This window comes from Vibrio sp. 10N.261.54.A5 (assembly GCF_041471145.1).
In the GTDB taxonomy this organism is placed as follows: domain Bacteria; phylum Pseudomonadota; class Gammaproteobacteria; order Enterobacterales; family Vibrionaceae; genus Vibrio; species Vibrio crassostreae_C.
The window spans coordinates 19,470-39,180 of sequence record NZ_JBFRNU010000038.1 but is presented as its reverse complement, the minus strand read 5'-3'; the positions used below and the strand labels follow the sequence as shown (position 1 = coordinate 39,180).

The 19,711-nt window shown below is 45.7% G+C and carries 25 protein-coding genes; 19 read left to right on the top strand and 6 right to left on the bottom strand.

Annotated elements, in window-relative coordinates; translation table 11 throughout:
* Window positions 1-78 precede the first annotated feature (78 nt).
* Window positions 79-435 carry a YibL family ribosome-associated protein gene (locus AB4329_RS12215; protein ID WP_017060971.1) on the bottom strand — a complete coding sequence of 119 codons (357 nt, stop codon included), beginning with the start codon at window positions 433-435 and terminating at the stop codon, window positions 79-81.
* 326 nt (window positions 436-761) lie between these two features.
* Here AB4329_RS12215 and AB4329_RS12210 point away from each other — a divergent pair, with 326 nt between their 5' ends.
* Complete coding sequence (locus tag AB4329_RS12210) at window positions 762-1,559, top strand: DUF4344 domain-containing metallopeptidase (protein WP_017060970.1); 798 nt, start codon at window positions 762-764, stop codon at window positions 1,557-1,559.
* A 127-nt stretch (window positions 1,560-1,686) separates the two neighbouring features.
* Here the strand turns inward: AB4329_RS12210 and AB4329_RS12205 are convergent, their stop codons facing one another.
* Window positions 1,687-2,073 carry a tautomerase family protein gene (locus AB4329_RS12205; RefSeq protein ID WP_017072356.1) on the bottom strand — a complete coding sequence of 129 codons (387 nt, stop codon included), beginning with the start codon at window positions 2,071-2,073 and terminating at the stop codon, window positions 1,687-1,689.
* Window positions 2,074-2,325: 252 nt separating this feature from the next.
* Here AB4329_RS12205 and AB4329_RS12200 point away from each other — a divergent pair, with 252 nt between their 5' ends.
* From AB4329_RS12200 to AB4329_RS12125, 16 genes are all read left to right on the top strand, one after another.
* Window positions 2,326-2,946, top strand: coding sequence for an LON peptidase substrate-binding domain-containing protein (locus tag AB4329_RS12200; RefSeq protein ID WP_017065084.1), 621 nt, complete (start codon window positions 2,326-2,328; stop codon window positions 2,944-2,946).
* 110 nt (window positions 2,947-3,056) lie between these two features.
* Window positions 3,057-3,704 carry a sigma-70 family RNA polymerase sigma factor gene (locus tag AB4329_RS12195; protein WP_017060967.1) on the top strand — a complete coding sequence of 216 codons (648 nt, stop codon included), beginning with the start codon at window positions 3,057-3,059 and terminating at the stop codon, window positions 3,702-3,704.
* Entirely contained in the window at window positions 3,697-4,377 is a 681-nt protein-coding gene (locus AB4329_RS12190; RefSeq protein WP_017060966.1) for a ChrR family anti-sigma-E factor, read from the top strand. Before AB4329_RS12195 ends, AB4329_RS12190 begins: the two co-directional genes overlap by 8 nt.
* Window positions 4,378-4,551: 174 nt before the next feature.
* Entirely contained in the window at window positions 4,552-5,499 is a 948-nt protein-coding gene (locus AB4329_RS12185) for a DUF523 and DUF1722 domain-containing protein (RefSeq protein WP_017060965.1), read from the top strand.
* Window positions 5,496-6,911 (top strand): deoxyribodipyrimidine photo-lyase, encoded by a 1,416-nt coding sequence (gene phrB / locus AB4329_RS12180; protein ID WP_065583940.1) that lies wholly within the window; start codon window positions 5,496-5,498, stop codon window positions 6,909-6,911. The genes AB4329_RS12185 and phrB overlap by 4 nt, the downstream gene beginning before the upstream one ends.
* Before the next feature lie 14 nt (window positions 6,912-6,925).
* Entirely contained in the window at window positions 6,926-7,357 is a 432-nt protein-coding gene (locus tag AB4329_RS12175) for a nuclear transport factor 2 family protein (RefSeq protein ID WP_017111324.1), read from the top strand.
* A complete protein-coding gene (locus AB4329_RS12170) occupies window positions 7,357-8,088 on the top strand; it encodes an SDR family NAD(P)-dependent oxidoreductase (RefSeq protein WP_372138428.1) in 732 nt (243 codons plus the stop codon). The genes AB4329_RS12175 and AB4329_RS12170 overlap by 1 nt, the downstream gene beginning before the upstream one ends.
* A 2-nt stretch (window positions 8,089-8,090) precedes the next feature.
* Window positions 8,091-9,362 carry an NAD(P)/FAD-dependent oxidoreductase gene (locus tag AB4329_RS12165; protein WP_102428126.1) on the top strand — a complete coding sequence of 424 codons (1,272 nt, stop codon included), beginning with the start codon at window positions 8,091-8,093 and terminating at the stop codon, window positions 9,360-9,362.
* Window positions 9,359-10,165 (top strand): DUF1365 domain-containing protein, encoded by an 807-nt coding sequence (locus tag AB4329_RS12160; protein WP_372138427.1) that lies wholly within the window; start codon window positions 9,359-9,361, stop codon window positions 10,163-10,165. Before AB4329_RS12165 ends, AB4329_RS12160 begins: the two co-directional genes overlap by 4 nt.
* Before the next feature lie 105 nt (window positions 10,166-10,270).
* A complete protein-coding gene (locus tag AB4329_RS12155; RefSeq protein WP_017061279.1) occupies window positions 10,271-11,551 on the top strand; it encodes a cyclopropane-fatty-acyl-phospholipid synthase family protein in 1,281 nt (426 codons plus the stop codon).
* A complete protein-coding gene (locus AB4329_RS12150; RefSeq protein WP_102320402.1) occupies window positions 11,529-12,050 on the top strand; it encodes a DUF2878 domain-containing protein in 522 nt (173 codons plus the stop codon). The genes AB4329_RS12155 and AB4329_RS12150 overlap by 23 nt, the downstream gene beginning before the upstream one ends.
* 3 nt (window positions 12,051-12,053) lie before the next feature.
* Window positions 12,054-12,629 carry a chalcone isomerase family protein gene (locus tag AB4329_RS12145; protein WP_017061277.1) on the top strand — a complete coding sequence of 192 codons (576 nt, stop codon included), beginning with the start codon at window positions 12,054-12,056 and terminating at the stop codon, window positions 12,627-12,629.
* Window positions 12,626-13,168: a DUF3833 domain-containing protein gene (locus tag AB4329_RS12140; RefSeq protein WP_017061276.1), complete on the top strand. Its 543-nt coding sequence runs from the start codon at window positions 12,626-12,628 to the stop codon at window positions 13,166-13,168. The genes AB4329_RS12145 and AB4329_RS12140 overlap by 4 nt, the downstream gene beginning before the upstream one ends.
* A gap of 246 nt (window positions 13,169-13,414) precedes the next feature.
* Entirely contained in the window at window positions 13,415-13,678 is a 264-nt protein-coding gene (locus AB4329_RS12135) for a hypothetical protein (protein ID WP_017061275.1), read from the top strand.
* A 263-nt stretch (window positions 13,679-13,941) separates the two neighbouring features.
* Window positions 13,942-14,616, top strand: a complete 675-nt coding sequence (locus tag AB4329_RS12130) for an SDR family NAD(P)-dependent oxidoreductase (protein WP_171732644.1) — start codon at window positions 13,942-13,944, stop codon at window positions 14,614-14,616.
* A 107-nt stretch (window positions 14,617-14,723) separates the two neighbouring features.
* Entirely contained in the window at window positions 14,724-14,963 is a 240-nt protein-coding gene (locus tag AB4329_RS12125; RefSeq protein ID WP_017061273.1) for an RNA-binding protein, read from the top strand.
* Between the two features lie 144 nt (window positions 14,964-15,107).
* On the opposite strand, the gene AB4329_RS12120 is transcribed toward AB4329_RS12125, so the two are convergent.
* The 4 genes from AB4329_RS12120 to AB4329_RS12105 all read right to left on the bottom strand — a co-directional run bounded on the left by AB4329_RS12120 (window position 15,108) and on the right by AB4329_RS12105 (window position 17,553).
* Window positions 15,108-15,452: a ribosome recycling factor family protein gene (locus AB4329_RS12120; protein WP_017061272.1), complete on the bottom strand. Its 345-nt coding sequence runs from the start codon at window positions 15,450-15,452 to the stop codon at window positions 15,108-15,110.
* Window positions 15,453-15,621: 169 nt separating this feature from the next.
* Window positions 15,622-16,089, bottom strand: a complete 468-nt coding sequence (locus AB4329_RS12115) for an OsmC family protein (protein ID WP_017065091.1) — start codon at window positions 16,087-16,089, stop codon at window positions 15,622-15,624.
* A gap of 28 nt (window positions 16,090-16,117) precedes the next feature.
* A complete protein-coding gene (locus AB4329_RS12110) occupies window positions 16,118-16,510 on the bottom strand; it encodes a GFA family protein (RefSeq protein WP_102320400.1) in 393 nt (130 codons plus the stop codon).
* Between the two features lie 113 nt (window positions 16,511-16,623).
* Window positions 16,624-17,553, bottom strand: coding sequence for a LysR family transcriptional regulator (locus AB4329_RS12105; protein ID WP_102320399.1), 930 nt, complete (start codon window positions 17,551-17,553; stop codon window positions 16,624-16,626).
* A gap of 173 nt (window positions 17,554-17,726) precedes the next feature.
* On the opposite strand from AB4329_RS12105, the gene AB4329_RS12100 reads away from it, so the two are divergent.
* A complete protein-coding gene (locus AB4329_RS12100) occupies window positions 17,727-18,410 on the top strand; it encodes an SDR family oxidoreductase (protein ID WP_372138426.1) in 684 nt (227 codons plus the stop codon).
* Window positions 18,411-18,501: 91 nt separating this feature from the next.
* Window positions 18,502-19,710: an MFS transporter gene (locus tag AB4329_RS12095; protein ID WP_372138425.1), complete on the top strand. Its 1,209-nt coding sequence runs from the start codon at window positions 18,502-18,504 to the stop codon at window positions 19,708-19,710.
* Window position 19,711 lies beyond the last annotated feature (1 nt).

Sequence of the window (19,711 nt, the reverse complement as noted above, 5' to 3'; positions counted from 1 at the left end):
GCTGACTCTGCTTTCTTAATACCTAAAAAAGCAAAAAGGAGCTATTTCTAGCTCCTCTTTCATCACCATCGCTGGTAATTAGAATTTTTTCGGTGCGTAACCAGTCATAACCTCAATGCGAAGTTCTTTACCGATCTTCGTCATTGGGTGAACAATTACGAGTCCTTTAACAGACTTTTTAAGTTTACCCATATCCGCTTGCTCAGCCTTAGTGATCTCACGGCTAAATGGCATATCAACCAGAGACTTACGCTCTTGGTTCACATCATAGCTTTCTTTGTGTTTAAGCTGGGCAATTTTCTTAGTTAGCTTCTTAATCTCTTCCTCGAACTGACGAACAACAGGACGATCATTACGAGTTTTAGCAGCATCTAACTTGTGGCGACACTTGTCTAGACGGTTGTTAATTTGTTGAAGTTCGTTTTTAACACTCATAATAATTTCCTAAGATTAAACAAGCCAATTCGGATTGGGGCGCGGAGTATAGCACAAGGGTTGTGTTGAACCGAAATTTATCTGTTAATTACCAATAGAAACGAATCACATCGACACCGCTCATTCAGCTTACTTATTCTTTGTGGCGAATCTCTAAGCGGATTATTCATTGATAGGATAGCGCCTACTTCAAAAATTGCAGTCCTCGATGCATCAAAATTCCGTCTAAACTTATACTCTAACGCAATAACTAAATCAGGGTACACAGCTTGGAGTTGTTACCCCCAGCACGACTCTGAATCGCAACGTAATCACAAGGATAGCCGATGACATTATTGAAACGAACATTGACCTGCAGCCTAGCCCTGAGTGCAATGTTTGCCACAACTTATGCATCTAGTGAACAAGCCACCCAAAGTAACCTAATCGTCGAGTACTCTACACCGCAAAATACCGAAGAAGAGCAGCTCAAACGAGAGATTCAAAGCAGTGGCGTTAATGACACCGTGGTCGACCTATCAAACCAACTCTTCATGTTTGAGAAGCCATTAACCATTCAATATGGCGGGGAAGAAGGACCACTCTACGATCCACAAACCCATCAAGTACTGATCCCTTACAGTTTTTACGCTGAGTCACTCAATTACTTTGAGAAGAACCAATACGAAAAAGAGTATGGGAAATCTGCGCAAACCGGCGCTATTGATACCTTGCTGCACACCCTGCTACACGAGACTGGGCATGCGTATATCGAAGATCAGAACATTGCCATATTGGGTAAAGAAGAAGATGCGGTTGATAACCTAGCAACCGTGCTACTGCTTAACTACGTAGAGCATGGGGCCGACGCTGCTATCAGCGCTGCAGACATGTTCGCTTTCGAGTCAGAAGACCGCCCAGAGTATTACGACTTGGGGGAATACATCGACGAGCACAGTTTCGACCTGCAGCGTTACTTCTCCACGTTATGCTTGGTGTATGGCAGCGATCCCGATGCCTATAAGAACTTGCTCGATGAAGTGGAAAACGACTATTTGAAAGACAGAAAAGAGTTCTGCGTTGAGCACTTTGACGTGATCAATGAAAATTGGCATCAGTATTTAAAAAAGAGTGACGATGCTTAGATGCTTAAAGGTTAGTGTCGAGAACTAGGAAAACGGCTTTGGCATCAAATTCCAAAGCCGTCACTCGATAGATTGGCTTAAGTCTTACGTGTTAAGAGTTAAGAGTTAAGAGTTAAGAGCTTAAACCCTAGACGTTCACTTTGTACTTCAGATCTTGAGCTTCATCGCCGGTCATCCCTCGAAATCCCCAGCAATGCGATGGCTGTTCCTTAATGGAAATTTCAATATCAATTGGAGAGATAGCTAACTGCTTCTCTATCTCAGAAAATATCTTCTTAATTAAGCGCTTTTTGGTGTTTACCGCTCGACCTTCCATCATATTTATCTCAATGACGGTATAGGCTTCTGTTCTTCCTTCCGGGTAAAAGAAGTCATCTCGTTCCAATGGCACAAACCGATGTGCTCGCTTGTCATCGGGTAAACCCATTTCACTGTTCAAGCACTGCTGCAACACATTAGAGAGCTGCAACTTAATTGGATTTAAGCACTCTTTGATACCATAAATAACAATCATGACCATTCCTTTGATGCGATGTTAGGTATAGAAGAACGTCAGATAGAAGCATCGTCTGGCAACTACCCATTCGCTTACTATTTGTTCATATATTACCTAATGACGCGTATGAGAAAAGGTAAAAACAATGAATTTATGAACAGGTGCAACAAAATATCTATCCCTTTGCGAACATAAGCCGAAGCGAATTGATCGAACACCACCCTCCCCGCGTATATCTTCTCGAATCACATCTGAACTAAGGAGTACTATGTGCCGAATTCACCTAGGAAGACCACGCGGACAGACGCCGAACCAGAAACACCCGTAGAGTCTTCTCTGGAGCTCGCTGTGTTTCCCCTCCCCATCTTCCTTTTACCGGGAGGCAGACAAAGACTGCGCATTTTTGAGCCAAAGTATCTCGCGATGGTCGCTCACGCAGCGCAGGGCGATGGTTTCATTATCGCCACTCAAGACAAATCTAACTCTGATCATCTCAGCTCTTGGGGAACAAAGGTGACCATCGTCGACTTCAATATGTCGGACGACCAGATATTAGAAATTGATGTCGAAGGCGAAAAGTTGGTGCAATTGCATGGGTCGTTTCGAGACGATGATGACCTGATTAAAAGTAAGTTCAGCTTGTTGCCTCACTGGCCTACCGATGAATATAAAGTGCCTAACGTGTTTACCGCTTTTTTGGTTCAGTTGTTTCGCGACCACGATTCGATAAGAACACTCTATCCCACTCCTGATTTTGAGAGCCCACAATGGATCTGTGCGCGATTGCTCGAAATGATGCCTATCCCACTGGAAAAGAAAACAGAATTTACTGAGCCAGCCAGTTTTCCGTCTCTAGTTCCTTTTTTGAATCAAATCATTACGGGGCAATAAGCACTTTTCTTCACTATAATTTTGTATAGTAGAAATTAATTTAAATTAAAGTGATCCCGACTTTCTCCTTTCACGTAGTGCCCATCAAATTCGCATGATGGTTAGTTACTATGCAAGTGGAAAGCAGAAGTTCAGGGAACGGCAAGGAGCATGTCATTATTCCCGATAACAAAGTACCTACAGACAACAAAGTACCGACAGAGCTCTCGAGCTGGCTGGTTTTGGTTGGTACAGACCGAGACAAGCAGGCGTTCACCTGTTTGTTCAAGTTCTTCGCTCCTAAGATCAAGCGTTTTGGTATCAGTAAGTTGGGTGGCGAAGCTGCTGCAAACGAGCTAGTTCAAGACACGATGACTAATGTTTGGAAGAAAGCACATCTCTACAATGTAGATAAAGGCGCTGCGACCACTTGGGTCTACACGGTAATGCGTAATGCAGCATTCGACATGTTACGCAAAGTGAAAGCGAAAGCCGAACAAACGATAGCCGACGATATCTGGCCAATCGATGCGATGGTAGCCGAGTCTCAAAGCGAAGATTTGCCATTCGGTGACCATTTGATGAGCCGACACGTAATGACTCAAATAGAAAAGTTGCCTCTCGCTCAGAAAACCATCGTCAAAGGCGTTTACTTTCAAGAGCTCTCTCAAGAGCAACTCGCTCAGCAACTTGGCGTCCCACTTGGAACAGTGAAATCACGTCTGAGACTCGCTTTAGCCAAATTAAAAGTTCACATGGGGGAACAAGACCATGATTAAACATCACCCAAACGCGGCAATCTTGAAAGACTTCGTCGATGGCACGTTGGCTGATTCAGTTTCTTTGATTGTTTCTAGCCATGTAGAGCTGTGTGAACATTGCCAACAACAAGTCAAGCAGCTTACAGCTGTAGCAGCGAATAATGCTTTTGACGCAGAGCCAGTATTCTCAAATGAAGATCTAGACAGCTTCTCAATGGACGACATGGACTTTGATTTTGACGCGATAGAGCAAATCACAGCTGATACTTCTCAGTCTGTTGAAGTGACTCCAGAGGTTCAGAAAGTAACTGTTGCTGACACGACATTCACAATCCCTCGCGCTCTAAACTCAGTAGCGAGAAAGGACTGGATGAACCTAGGCAAAATTTCACGAGCAAGACTCGATTTTGCTGACGAAGCACACCACACCAGCTTGTTGCACATCGACAAAGATGGACAAGTGCCTTGCCACACCCACAAAGGCTTCGAGATCACGCTTCTTCTAGAGGGCAGTTTCGAAGACGAAATGGGCGTTTACAACAAAGGTGACTTCATCTGGTTGGATGGCAATCACACTCATCAACCGGCAACAAAAGAAGGTTGTGTCTGTTTAACCGTTTCAAGTGATGCGCTTTACTTCACAAAAGGTGTGAGCCAACTATTCAATCCACTTGGAAAATATATCTATTAACCCAGTTGCAGGCTATAAATATACAGGATGGCATAAAGCTATCCTGTATATCGTCAATACATCTGAATAAAAACAACTACGGTGTCAAAGTAAAAACACACCCAGCTCTGTAAATACGATTAGCAATGTTGAACTATAAGAAAAAGCTCAGAGCAAGAGCAAAGGAGTTGGCCAATGGAAAAGAAAATCAAAATCGGTATCAGTGCATGTGTTGCTGGACATAAAGTACGTTTCGACACAGGTCATAAACGCTCTCGTTTTTGTACAGACGACCTAGCAGACTACGTGGAATTGGAACCTGTTTGCCCAGAGATGGCTGTTGGTCTTCCAACCCCTCGTCCAACCATTCGTCAAACAAGAATGCTAGATGACATCATCCATGTTTCTCGCCCTGATGGCTCAGGTGATGTGACCAACGAACTGATCGAGTTCGGTCAAAACTACTCAAAGAAAAACCAACACATTGCTGGCTTTATTGTGTGTCAAAAAAGCCCAACCTGCGGCATGGAGCGCGTGAAGGTGTACCACCACCATGGTCGCGGCTCTGAATCGACAGGCATAGGCATGTTCACCCAACAAATTATGGACGGCAACCCGTTACTTCCCGTTGAAGAAAACGGCCGCCTTAACGATCCCATTTTGCGTGAAAACTTCATGACTCGAGTGTTCACTTACCAAAAATGGCTCGATCTTGTGGATGAAGGTGTGACCAAGCACAAACTGATTCAGTTCCACAGCGCCCACAAATATCTAGTCATGTGTCACCACGTTGAGGGTTACAAAAGCTTAGGCAAACTGCTAGCGGGTAATGATTTAGATATCGACGAACTAGCGGCTCAATACATCGAAGGCTTGATGACGGCGTTGTCTCATCACGCGAATCGAGGCAGTCACGCCAATACGCTGCATCATTTGCAGGGTTACTTTAAAAAACAACTGAGTAGCGCTCACAAGCAAGAGCTGACCAACCAGATCGCATCATTCAGAGAGGGCGTTGTTCCACTGCTAGTGCCACTGACACTGATCAATCACTACCTGATGGAATACCCGAACGAATACCTAGAATCACAGGTTTACCTAAACCCGCACCCTCAAGAACTTAAACTGAGATACGGATATTGAGCGACATACTATGGATACGACGAGACCTGCGGATTCACGATAACCCAGCGCTCGTCGCGGCAGTTGAAAACGGCGTAACGACCGCCGTTTTCATTTCAACGCCTCAAACGTGGCGGCAACACCACCTTGCGCCGATCAAAGCTGATTTCATCTATCGTCATCTAAAACAACTCGATTCCCAGCTCGCTGAATTCGGGATAACGTTGCTTCACCTGAAAGCTAGCGACTTTGACGACCAATCCAAACAGCTCATCGATTTGTGCCAGCAGCTTGATGCCAAGTGCGTCTACGCTAACTCTGAACCAGAGGTCGATGAACAAGCTCGCGATAAAAAGCTGATTTCAAGCGGCCTAAACCTGAAGATCAGCGATTGTGACGTTATGCTGCCACTCGGTAGCGTTCTCAACAAACAAGGCGAGATGTTCAAAGTCTTTACGCCCTTTAAGAACGCTTGGTTAAAAGAAGTTCAGGTGAAAGGCATCATCTGCAGTCCAGCTCCTGTCGAGTCAGCTGAACGTTCACAAACACAGCTTCCTGACGACTTACAAGCCTTAACCATCTCTGCTGACTATGATTTCGATTTTCCGCGTGTTGATTCGAGTCGCTGGCCATTAAGCCAAGATGTATTGGGCAATGTGATCCCCAATTTCTTAGGCAATAAAGTCAACGACTACGCACGTCTGAGAGATATTCCCTCAGTTAAAGGAACATCGGGGCTATCACCTTATTTAGCGATTGGCGCCGTGAGCCCACGTTGGTTAGCGATTCAATTGATTCAGCAGCAACCCGATCTGTTATTTGATACGCAATTACCGGCCTTTTGTTGGCTCAATGAATTGATTTGGCGAGATTTTTATAAGCATTTGATGTTCCACCACCCTAAACTGGTCAAAGGTGCTAACTTTCAGCAAAAATACAATGGTTTAGATTGGTATCACGATCATCCTAGCTTCAAAGCTTGGTGCGAAGGAAAAACAGGATATCCATTGGTTGATGCCGCAATGCGTCAACTGGTTGAAACGGGCTGGATGCACAACAGACTAAGAATGGTGGTGGCAAGCTTCCTAACCAAGCACCTGCTTATTGACTGGCGTTGGGGCGAGCGTTTCTTTATGTCGCACCTTATCGACGGAGACTTTAGTGCCAACAATGGTGGCTGGCAGTGGGCTTCAAGTACTGGCTGTGATGCTCAACCTTACTTCCGAATTTTCAATCCAATCACTCAGAGTGAAAAGTTTGATCCAAAAGGAATTTTTATTCGTAAGTACATACCAGAGCTGCAAAATATCCCAGATAAGCATGTACATTTCCCACATGACTTTATCGCTAAAAACGGAATAGACAGCGAATACTGGCAACCCATCGTTGAGCATAAAGAAGCACGATTGAGAGCCTTAGCCTTCTTCAAATAATTAGAGTGAATATTATGGATAACTCTCTATGGCTTGATAACTTTCTCAACATGTATCGAGAACTCGGAACCGACAATTTCGACGTGCTTAAGACGGTTTATCACCCTGATATTGAATTCCAAGATCCGCTGCATCATGTCAGCGGTATTTCGGCGCTTACGCACTACTTCGAAAACCTCTACACCCAGGTTACGAGCTGTTACTTCCATATCGAACACACTTTCGAAGTGAACGACGAAGCTTCGGTGTATTGGACGATGCAATTTTCTCATAAGAAGCTGAACGGTCAAAAGCCGATCGAAGTGCAAGGACACAGCCACCTCAAGATGCTCGACGGTCAAGTGGTCTATCACAGAGACTATCTTGATGTCGGCTCTATGTTGTACGAACACATTCCAGTTCTGGGCTGCGCGATCAAATCCATCAAAAAGAGAGCGAGCCAATAATGCGTATTATGATCACAGGCGCGACCTCAGGTATCGGCCAATCACTCGCTATCGATTACGCTCAACAAGGGCATCAGGTGATTGCTTGCGGCCGTAATCAAGACAAACTGCAAGCCTTAGTTGATTCTCACGAGACAGACATCGCGCATTCATCCATTACGCCGCTCTGTTTCGACTTAACCGATTACCACAACTTCCCAGAACTCGACCAAGACAAGCCGCTCGATCTGCTGATTTTAAATGCGGGTGATTGTGAGTACATCGACGACCCAGTGAATTTTGATGCCGAGCTTTTTGAGCGCGTCATCAACATAAACCTAATTTCAATTGGCTACGCCCTTAAAGCTTGGTTAAAAAACATCAAGCCCGGCGGCCGTTTGGTTTTAGTCAGCTCCAGCGCCAGCTTTTTACCTTTGCCAAGAGCCGAGGCTTATGGCGCTTCAAAGGCAGCCCTCACCTACTTAGGCAGAACACTTTCGGTTGATCTGGCAACGCACAACATTCATGTCTCAATTGTGCACCCTGGCTTTGTTGAAACGCCATTAACCGAGCGAAATACGTTCTCTATGCCTATGATTATTAGTAGTGAGGCCGCAACTCAGCGAATCGTAAATGGTATCGCTCAAGGAAAGAGTGAAATCGATTTCCCAAGACGATTCATCATGTTGATGAAGCTACTAAGAATGCTCCCAACTCCAGTTTGGCAAAAACTCGCTTCAAGGATGGTATAACAATGAAGAAAATCGCCATTATTGGTTCAGGTATCTCTGGACTCACTTGCGCGCATATATTAGATAAGCACCACGACGTAACAGTATTCGAAAAGAATGATTACGTTGGGGGGCACACCGCGACCGTTGATATTGAACATCAAGGCTCGGCGTTTTCGATAGATACAGGTTTCATCGTATTCAACGATCGAACCTACCCGAATTTCAATCAGCTTCTAGAACAACTCGATGTCGAAAGGCAACCGACTGAGATGAGCTTCAGCGTCCACAACACGACGACCAAGTTTGAATACAACGGCCACAGCATTAATTCGTTATTCGCGCAGAGGAGCAACATCTTCAAACCTCAGTTCTGGTCTTTAGTGTCTGACATTCTCAAGTTCAACAAGCTGTGTAAGGCTCAGTTTGAAAGCAATGAATTCACACCAGACGTTACCCTTGGCAGTTTCCTACGTGATAATCAATTTTCCGACTTTTTCAGCCAGCACTATATCCTACCGATGGGCGCGGCGATTTGGTCGACAAGCTTGGAAGAAATGGAAGAGTTTGAGCTCAAGTTCTTCATTCAGTTTTTCTACAACCATGGATTGCTCGATATCGCGAACCGTCCTCAGTGGTATGTGATACCAAAGGGATCGCGTTCTTATGTTGAAATCATCCTTTCACGCCTAAGTAAGACTGTTGCACTGAATACATCGATTAAACAAGTGACTCGCCAAGAAACAGGCGTCACGATTGAATTTGAAGATGGCAGCGCACAAGGTTTCGACGAAGTAATCTTTGCTTGCCACTCAGACCAAGCCTTACGCTTGCTTGGTGATGCAACAGAACAAGAGCAACAGGTACTGGGCGAGATCCCATACAGCCGCAATGAAGTGGTTCTGCACACCGATACTCGCTTGTTACCAGACAGAAAACTGGCTTGGGCAAGCTGGAACTACATGTTGGATGGCGACAGTAAACGACCTGCCTGTGTCACGTACAACATGAACATTCTGCAAGGCATCGAAAGCCAAGACACCTTCTGTGTCACCTTGAATCAAAGCGAAGCCATCGACCCAGAAAAAATTATTCGCAGCTTTGTTTATCATCACCCGGTACTTAATTCGAATACGGTCGAAGCTCAGCACAAGCGTGAGCAAATCTGTGGCAAAAACCAGACGCACTTTGCTGGCGCTTATTGGTATAACGGCTTCCATGAAGACGGTGTCCACAGTGCACTCGATGTGACCAAACGCTTCGGTTTAGATTTGAGTACGAGTTCCGCGCTATGAACAGTCAAACCCTGACACCCGAGATGGGGATCGCATCCGAAAAGAGTGAAGAGCTCAGCGGTATCTATTGGGGTAACGTCAGACATCGCCGCTTTGGCGACATCACTCATGAGTTCAGCTATCAGCTGTATATGATGGGGTTAGATCTTGATGAGCTTCCCCAAACCACAGCGCGCAGTGCGCTGTTCGGAACTCGTTGGTACAACCCGATTCGCTTTGTCGAATCGGATTATCTCGCTGAAAAAAAAGAAAATGTCACCACGGATGAACCAAAATCACTTAAGCAACGTATAGCTTCCAAAGTGCAACAACTTGGTGGGGTTTGGTCTGATTCAAACCGTGTGACGATGCTGGCTCAGTGCCGCTGTTTAGGCATCTACTTCAGCCCAATCAACTGTTTCTTCTGTTACGACGAAACAGGGGATTGTAAGTACATGTTGGCTGAGGTGAGCAACACGCCTTGGCGAGAAAGACACTACTATCTCATCGACATGCACCAAGAGTTGAAGGTAAAAAAAGAGTTTCACGTTTCGCCATTCATGGACTTGAACATGACTTATTTTTGGAAAATTAAGCCACCAGCGAAACGCACGTTAGTTCACATCGAAAGCCACCGAGACGACAAGCTTTTCGATGCGACACTGGCTCTGACGAAGCAGTCAGTAACCAAGACAAACATTAGACGAACGGTATTCAAGATTCCGGCGATGACGATAAAAGTCGTGATGGGAATTTATTATCAGGCTCTCAAATTATTCCTGAAAAAAGTACCGTTTGTGGCGCATCCAGACTCAACGTCTTAAGCGCACATGAAAGAACTCAATTGAAGCTTAGGTTCGCTCCAATCAAGGAGCAGAACTCAGCTTAGTTGGCACAAAATATTAGAATGAGTTATCAGCGAGGTTTACATGGAACAGCTTGCCAAACAAAACAACAATATTGAACAACAAGCTAAAGCCGTTGCTGTTTCAAGCAACTGTAAATATCGAGCTTTAATCTTCAAGGTGTTAGAAAGCCTGCAATTCGCGACGCTCGAGATCATTGAGCGCGACCAGCATTCGGTGTTCGGTGATCGAGAAGCAGACTTGAAAGGTCGAATCGTGATTCATGATGCGACCTTTTTTAGAGATGTGGTCATCAACGGCAGTATCGGCGCATCTGAAGCGTACATCGATGGTAAATGGACCAGCCCAAATCTAACGCGTGTGATTCAAATCATGGCTCGTAACCAAGCCCAATTGGATGAGCTTGATGACAAGACACAATGGATTTCTCGCATCAAAAACCTATTGCTGCGCCGTAAGAATGCCAACACCGAGCAAGGCTCTAAGCGAAATATTCTCGCCCACTACGATATTGGCAACGAGCTGTATGAGCGCTTCTTAGATAGCTCGATGCAGTACTCTTCCGCAATCTACAGCGAAGACGCAGAAACCTTGTCGAAGGCTCAACAAAACAAAATGAAAACCATCTGTGAGCGACTAGAACTGTCTGAGAAAGATAGCGTGGTCGAGATAGGCACAGGGTGGGGCGGCTTAGCCATCTTCATGGCGCAACACTACGGTTGCCACGTCACCACTACCACGATCTCAGATGCCCAACATGCACTTGCTGAACAGAGAGTAAAAGCGCTTGGTTTAACCGACAAAATCACCCTGCTCAAAGAGGATTATCGCAATCTCACTGGTGAGTATGACAAGTTGGTTTCGATCGAGATGATAGAGGCGGTCGGACATGAGTATCTACAAACCTTCTTTGAAAAATGTTCCTCGCTACTTAAGCCCTCAGGCAAGATGCTGATTCAAGCAATTACTATTGCTGACAGCCGTTACGACAAATACCGCAAAGGTGTCGACTTTATTCAGAAGTACATCTTCCCCGGCGGTTGCCTACCTTCTGTTTCAGTGATGACCCAACACCTTGCGACCAGCACCGACCTTGTGGTTCAAGAAATTGATGACATTGGCCTGCACTACGCTCGAACGCTGAATGATTGGAACATCGCCTTTGAAAATAGTTGGGAAGAGCTAGAGTCTCTCGGCTATTCAGAAGAGTTTAAACGCTTATGGACCTTCTACTTCTGCTACTGTGAAGGCGCATTCAAAGAGCGCGTGATCAGCACTCACCATGTAGTCGCAAGAAAACCTCGTTACTTTGGAGAAAAAGATGAAGCGGTTTTGGATTATTAATCTCGTACTGTTTCAAGCGACCTGGGTTTGCAGTGCTTTCTTTACCGCGCAAGCCCCGTTCGTCACACCACTGATTGTAGTGGTTCACTTCCTTCTATCACCGACTCGCAGTAGCGATTTGAAGATACTCATTTTATTACCATTGGGGCTATTGCTTGATAGCCTCTTACTCCACTTCGGCGTGTTTGCCGTCGACTTTGAAATTGCGAATCAATCGTGGTTCCCGGTGTGGCTTGTCTGCCTGTGGATCATGTTCTTAATCAGTTTTAACCACAGCCTAAATTGGCTTTTAAAATGCTCGAAAGTGATCTTGTTTGTCATAGGGTTCGTAGCAGGTACTAGTAGTTATTGGGGAGGCATCAAAGCAGGTGCTCTTCTTACTACTTGGCCAGATGCATCGGTAGTTGCTGCCCTTGCAATAAGTTGGGGGATTTTGTTGCCCTTACTGGTGGCCGCCTACTCCAACTTAATACAACCTAAAATGGCAATAACGAGGTGACTTATGGCTTATCCACGCAACCCGACACAAACGTTCAAACCTGAGCGAGGTATTGTTCGCGCTCATCAGCAAGCAAAAAACACACTTCTAAGCTTTATTACTCTCCCGTTAATCTTTGCTGCGCTGTTATTTGCCGGACACGCTAGAGCCTCTGCTGTCGATGATCTGAACAAACGTGGTGAGGGTGAAATGAGTTACCTGTTTTGGACTCTCTACTCGGCAGAATTCTACGCGACTCCAACCAACTCCGAACGAGCTTTGAAGCTTGAGTATTACCGCTCTATCGATAGCAAAGACCTCGTAGACGCTACCGAAGATCAGTGGAACAAGCTTGGCTACTCTGACAGCAACATTCAACGTTGGTTGAAACCCTTGTACGCGATGTGGCCGAACGTGGAAGAAGGAAGCACACTCACGATTCGTGTCGCTGAAGATAACGTAAGTCGTTTTTATTTCGATGAACAACCGATCGGCACCATCCAAGACAAGCAATTTGGTGAAGCCTTTCTAGCGATTTGGTTGTCTGAAAACACCTCTGAACCCGGTCTTCGTAAACAACTTTTAGGTTTGAACAAATGAATCCAAAAACAACAATAATAAAATTTGCTCTGGCATTCTTTTCACTCACTTGGCTAGTGGGCTGTGGCTCTGCAAGTTTAGAAGACCATGTCGACACTACGCCAGAGCTCAAGCTTGAAACCTTTTTTAATGGCGAGCTAATGGCCTACGGCATGGTGCTAGACCGCTCTGGTAACTTACTGCGCCGCTTTGATGCCAAACTGATCGCGACTTGGGACGGTGACAACGGAGAAATAAAAGAGTGGTTCTCTTTTGCTGATGGCGAGCGCTCAACTCGCGTTTGGAATCTAATCAAAACGGGCGAAAACACCTATTCTGGGACTGCCAACGATGTCGTTGGAACCGCTTATGGTGAAACCCAAGGTTCTGCGCTGTATTGGAAATATGACTTAGAGATTGAAGTAGACGGCAGCACCTATGAAGTGGTGCTCGATGATTGGATGTTCTTAATGGACGATAAACGCTTGTTCAACAAGACTGAGATGTCTAAGTTTGGCTTTAAAGTCGGAGAGGTCATCTTATACATCGAGAAGATTTGATGTAACTGCCGTTTCTGATTCTTAGTTTTAAAACGATGACTACATCTACAGTACGTAACAAAACAGCCCACAACGAAAATTGTGGGCTGTTTTGTTTGATCCCTCGAATAGCATACCTGCATGCTCAAGCCATTGTGCTAAGATGCGCCACCAGCATACAAATGGACTAGACTGACACTAAGCAGTCCCCATTTGTTTCGCTAAGCGTAGATTCCCTACCATGAATAATTGAAAAGGCTTTAAAGCATGAGCAAGTTGACCTCAGCGGAGCGTAAAGCTCGCGACAATGAACGTTTCTCACAACGCGTAAACGACCGCAGAGAAAAAGGTGAAGACGTAGTTGCTTACGCACTGACCAACAAAAAAGCTGTAAAATTCCTGACTAAGTCAGAGAAAAAACGTTTCAACGAAACGAGAGCGACTCTGCAAGAAGAGAAGCGAGTGAAAGAACAAGAAGAGCTTAACCGAATCGAAGACGCGTTCACGATCAAACAGTTCGACGACGAATAATCACTTATGATTACTCAAAAGCGCTGGCTCTATGCCGGCGCTTTTACTTGTTAGTTCGTTGTTTTTTAACGCTGTTATTTCTTGCTAAACCCGTCGATTCTTAACGGCTTTCCCCCACTTTCTTAGCTCAGCCTTACCGCTCGACCGATCACCCAAGCTATTAACCTATCAACCAGGCTATCGATCAACTTTAGCCATAGATCTCAGAAAATCTTAGCCTAGCCCCTTACTATCTCGAATCAACTCTACAAACTTAAGACAGTATGATTTTAATTACCGGATCAAGCAGCGGTTTAGGCGCAGCGCTCGCGATACAATACGCTAACACTGCAACAGACGCTCAGCGTGTAGCCATTACAGGTCGCAACGCACAACGTTTAGCAGAAGTAGCGCAAGGCCTACCTGCGAATACCATTAGCCAAGCGTGTGATCTCTGTGACCCGCACTCAGTGAGTGAGTTATTGGATGCGTTACCTGAAATGCCTAAACTGGTGATCCACAGTGCTGGCAGTGGCTACTTCGGTAAAATAGAACAGCAAGATCCAACCACCATCAGCGACATGCTGAAGAACAATATCGAGTCTTCGATCTTTTTGATTCGCGAGCTTGTGCAGCGCTACAAAGATCAATCGGTCACCATTGCAGTGGTGATGTCGACGGCGGCCCAAGGTGCTAAAGCGGAAGAGTCCACCTACTGCGCGGCAAAATGGGCCGTGAAAGGCTTTATCGAATCGGTGAGGTTGGAGCTAAAAGGTCACCCGATGAAAATCGTGGCGGTTTACCCTGGAGGAATGGCGACCGAGTTTTGGAATACAAGCGGTAAAGACATGGATACCTCGAGCTTTATGACCGCGCAAGAAGCCGCTCAGATGCTACAACAGGCGTTGACCAGCACAGAGCATGGCTTCGTATCAGACATCACGATAAACCGCGGCTAGTGCTTAGATAGAGCTACAAGGAAATAGAGCCGCGAGACAATTATTTGTGAGGGTGAGCATGAAAGTGTGCGACAATGCTCGGCGTAAATTCATATTCAAGGTTTATTATGAAACTTCTAGTTCGTAACCTATCGCGCTCTACATCTGAGCAAGACATCCGTGTGCTATTTTCTGAGTTTGGCTCAGTAAAAGAGTGCAGCCTAGTTTTAGACCAAGAAACTGGCGACTCAAAAGGCTTTGCTTTTGTTGAAATGCCAGAGCAAGAAGAAGCTAAAGCGGCACTAAACAAGCTGAACTTGTCAAAGCTTGGCAAAAACACGATTCGTGTAAAAGTAGCGAACTCTTAATCGAGTCAATGCTTCATAAGCCGCATGGCTTAGCTTAACAGCAGCACAGATGATAAAGCCCGTAACGATATGACGTTTTCCAGCGCAATATCGTTACGGGCTTTTTGCTGCTCGCAATTCTCTTTTCACACAATTTGAATACGCCTACAGACCTTCATGTTCATCAATAGCACGTCTTGCTTCGGCCATTGAACATCCAGATTCCATCACCAGCTGAGCCACAGTCATTGAAGGTGTAGCGGCCAACAGAGATGCCAAACACACCACGGGTTTAGGCAGCACTTTGTCGATTGCAATTGCTATCCAACCGTCTTTTTCATGGGTTAACATCGTTTTAAATTCAACGAGTTGATACTCTTGAGCGACCAACAGCCAATTACGCGAACGACGAACTCGTTTCAACTGACATCCACATTCCGCAGCATTCACCATCACTTGGCTTTTATCACTCACACGATGTACAAAACTATTCAATGGGACGCTAAACATAACTCTCTGCTAATCAATCTATTCCTACCATTCAAGAGCTCTCTACCTATCTCTCAAAACTTTCTAACTGTCACTCAATTAAAACCGTACGTAGGATTACACAGACACAAAAAAACCGCCAGTGATGCACTAAGCAACCTCGCGGTTTTTGGATGTTAACGTGTGTGGTTTACGCTTTAGTTTCTACCACAATGTCCGTTTTTACCGAGTTCGCGATAAAGCAGTTTTTGTGCGCCAAGTGGTGCAGTTTGTCGAGCTGCTTGGCGGTGGGCTTTTTGGTACCTAAAAACACAATTTTAGGGCGCAGAGTCACCTTAGTGACCGATGAGCGGCCAGATTCATCTTCTTCCAGCACACCAATCGCATCATCGACATAGGAGTCGATCACGTACTTCTGCTTTGCGGCAATGCCCAAAAACGTCAGCATATGGCAGCTAGAAAGTGCCGCGATAAACGCTTCTTCTGGATCAACATTCGCTTCCACCGAAAACGGCAGTGGCACAACATGTGGAGAGGACGAAGCAGGCACAGTGACACCACCATCGAACTCCCACGTATGACCTCGACTGTATTGATTGTCGCTAAAGACTTCATCTTCTGCTTTTTTCCAGCGAATGATCGCTCCGTATTCAGACATAATTCCTTCCTTTTTTATGCTCAATAAATTAACGATCAGCTGGATGATTGACACCATCGTTGGTCACCACATCACCAATATCAAAAGGGTTCACCCCTTCCAAACAACCAATATTGAACCCGTATTCATTTGGGCTAGAGCGACGTTGATGGTGGGTATAGATACCGCAGTTTGAGCAAAAGTAGTGCTTCGCGGTGTTGGTATTGAATTGATATAACTTGAGATGCTCGGCACCTTTGAGGATCTTGATACCATCCAACGCAACAGAACCAACAATCGCGCCTTTTCGACGACAGATAGAGCAATCGCAGCGACGTGGTTTTTCTATCCCGTTAGGTAAGCTGAACTCTAGTTCAACCGCACCGCAATGGCAGGTTGCCTTGTGAAAAGGTTGGATAACCGTATCTCCGACGACTTTCATTTTTCTCTCCAATCACATCCTTATGTTGGTCGTATCATAACCAGTTCAATGTTCTCTGTCCGTACCCGGGTGTTGAGTTCGAGAGATCTGTCATGCGCTGCTTCTCGGCTAATCTAACTAGACTTTTCAACCAAATCGCCAAACCGCTCAAACAAGAAATCAAGAAACAACCGGATACGCTTGGGCTGATATTTCTTGCTGATGTACACCACATTCAAATCGGCACTCGACACCGACATCGCGGTGTTGAAGTTCTTCATGTAGCCATTAAGCAGCGTCACAAGGCGCTGGTTATTGATGTCGCCTTGCACATCCAGTACCGATTTAAGAGCAATGCCCTCGCCTTTTAATGCCCAGTAGCGAATCACTTCGCCATCGTCTGAAAATCGCTTTGGAACAACAGTAATCGACTTCTTCATATCATGATCTTGGAAGTGCCATGTCTTGAGCTCTTCATTGCTGCGCAGCATAGCTAAACAATCGTGATCAACCAAATCTTGTGGTGTTAACGGTGTTCCATGCTTGGCAAGATATTCAGGAGAAGCACACAGCACACGTCGGCTTGGTGACAAGCGTCTGGATATCAAACTGCTGTCGACCAATTCACCATAACGGACCACGATATCCATGCCAGATTCAGCAATGTTCGAGAGGTTATCGTTCAAGTAGAGGTAAGGGATCACGTCGGGATATTGCTGACAGAACTCAGAGAGAATCGGAAGAATGTACTGCTTTCCGATGTCTTTCGGCGCGGCGATTTTGAGTGGACCTTTGACCTCTTTGACGCCATTTTGGATCAGGTTTTCGGCCTCACTGACATTATCCAATATCTCCAGACACGCCTTGTGATACAGCTCGCCAGAGTCGGTTAAAGACACATGGCGCGTACTTCGATTCAACAACTTCACACCATATCGCTCTTCCAGCGCTTGAAGCCTTGCTGTCATGGTCGCAGGTGATAAACCCAGTTCGCGCCCAGCCGCAGCTAACCCATGATGCTTAACAATGCTCACGAACATCGCCATATCTGAAAACTTATCCATACGATTCTCGCTTCCGTCTCTTCGTCTTACTTCTCGATCTTAATGCTCGATCTGAATACTCAGCGACACTATTCAGATTAACCGAATAATGAATTTATATTTTAACCAATTATCAAATTTAGTCGAATAAATATAATGACAAACATCAACAGAACAACGCAGGAATTCAGAGCATGACTAACGAATCGACTAATCAAGAGCAACGCACTTTCGTCATCATTGGTGGCACATCAGGCATCGGTAAAGCACTCGCGATGAAATTGAGAAACGAAAACAACACAGTACACATTGCCAGCCGACACACCGGCGTTGATATCAGCAATGAGAAATCGGTTTGTGAATACTTCGAATCGATCGGTGCATTTGATCACTTGGTGATAACCGCGGGTTCATACGCCCCCGCAGGAAAAGTGACAGACGTTGCTATCGCAGACGCAAAAGCAGCATTTGATACCAAGTTTTGGGGAAGCTTAAACGTAGCCAAGCACGCCGCACGTTACATGACTCCAAACGGCTCAATCACGCTAACCACGGGCATGCTGTCACGCAAAGTGGTTGCTGGTACTTACGTAAAAACCGCGATTAATGCCGCGCTAGAGAGCGTAACTAAGGTACTTGCCAAAGAGCTATCACCGATTCGAGTCAACGCGGTCAGCCCCGGCCTTACGGTGACCGAGGCTTACAAAAACATGGACGATTCAGCTCGCTCAACCATGTACGACAACGCGAAAAACAACCTACCAGCAGGCAAAGTCGGAGAGGCTAAAGATATCGCAATGGGCTATCTATTCGCGATTAACAACCCATACGTAACGGGGTCAATCATCGACATCGATGGCGGTGCTCTACTCGGCTAACACTTCGCAAAGAAGCAAATAAGCAAAGAACAATCGTTAGGGCGTGTATCTAAACGTCCTAACAAACAAGAATTAACACAGGTATTTCACTATGAAACCAGAAGCGATCCATAAAGAAAAGATCCCATTCCAAGTTTGGATACTGACACTCGCAGCTTTTGCCATCGGCACCGCTGAGTTTGTTATCGCAGGCATCCTTCCACAAATTGCCACATCCCTTTCGATCACCGAAGGTCAAGCCGGCTACCTAATCAGTGCTTACGCATTGGCTATCGTTATTGGTGGCCCGATCTTAACCATCTACCTCGCACGTTTTAACAAGAAGATGGTACTGATTGGCTTAATGGCTTTGTTCATCATCGGCAATATCTTGTCAGCCTTAGCTCCTAGCTACCCACTTCTACTTGCAAGCCGCGTTATCGCAGGTTTAGTGCAAGGTCCTTTCTATGGCATAGGTGCAGTTGTCGCGACCAATTTAGTGTCTGAGAAAATGGCAGGTCGTGCTGTTGGTCAGATGTTCGCTGGCTTAACGCTCGCTAACGTTCTTGGGGTTCCCGCAGGAACTTGGGTGAGCTTGCAATTCGGTTGGCACACCACTTTCTTTACCGTGGCAGCACTTGGCACCATCGCCATGATTTCAATCTTAACGTCAATAAAATCTTCAGGTCACAGCGAAGCGAAAGACATCAAAACTCAGCTGTTGGCATTCAAAAATCCAATGCTTCTCATCAGCTTGGCGATCACCGCTTTTGCTTGGTCTGGCTTCATGACGCTTTACGGCTACCTTGCGCCTATCGCCATGCACATCACGGGTTACGGTCAAGAGTCTGTTACTTGGATCTTAGTGATTGTGGGTGTCGGCTTAATTATCGGTAACACCTTGGGCGGTCGCTCTTCAGATAAAAATCTAGGCAAAGCTTCAATGTATTGGGCAGTCGCGATGATCGCTTCACTGATTGTGGTAGGCCTAGTGGTAGACAACAAAATCCTATTCGTTGCAGCTGCATTTGTCTTTGGTATTGCATCATTTGCGAACGTTCCCGCTATGCAACTTCGAGTGATGAACCACGGTGGCGAAGGCCAAGAGTTAGCAGCAACCGCCAATATCTCAGCGTTTAACCTAGCGAATGCCTTCGGTGGCTTCCTAGGCGGCATGGTACTCGACAGCCAGCTAGGCGCAGGAATGATTCCATTCGCAGCCGTTGTTGTCCCAGTGATTGGTTTGTTGCTTATTGCGAAAGCCAACCGAGCTGAAAAGCCACAAAACGACTCTATCTTCAGCCCTGCGGAATCGAAATAGT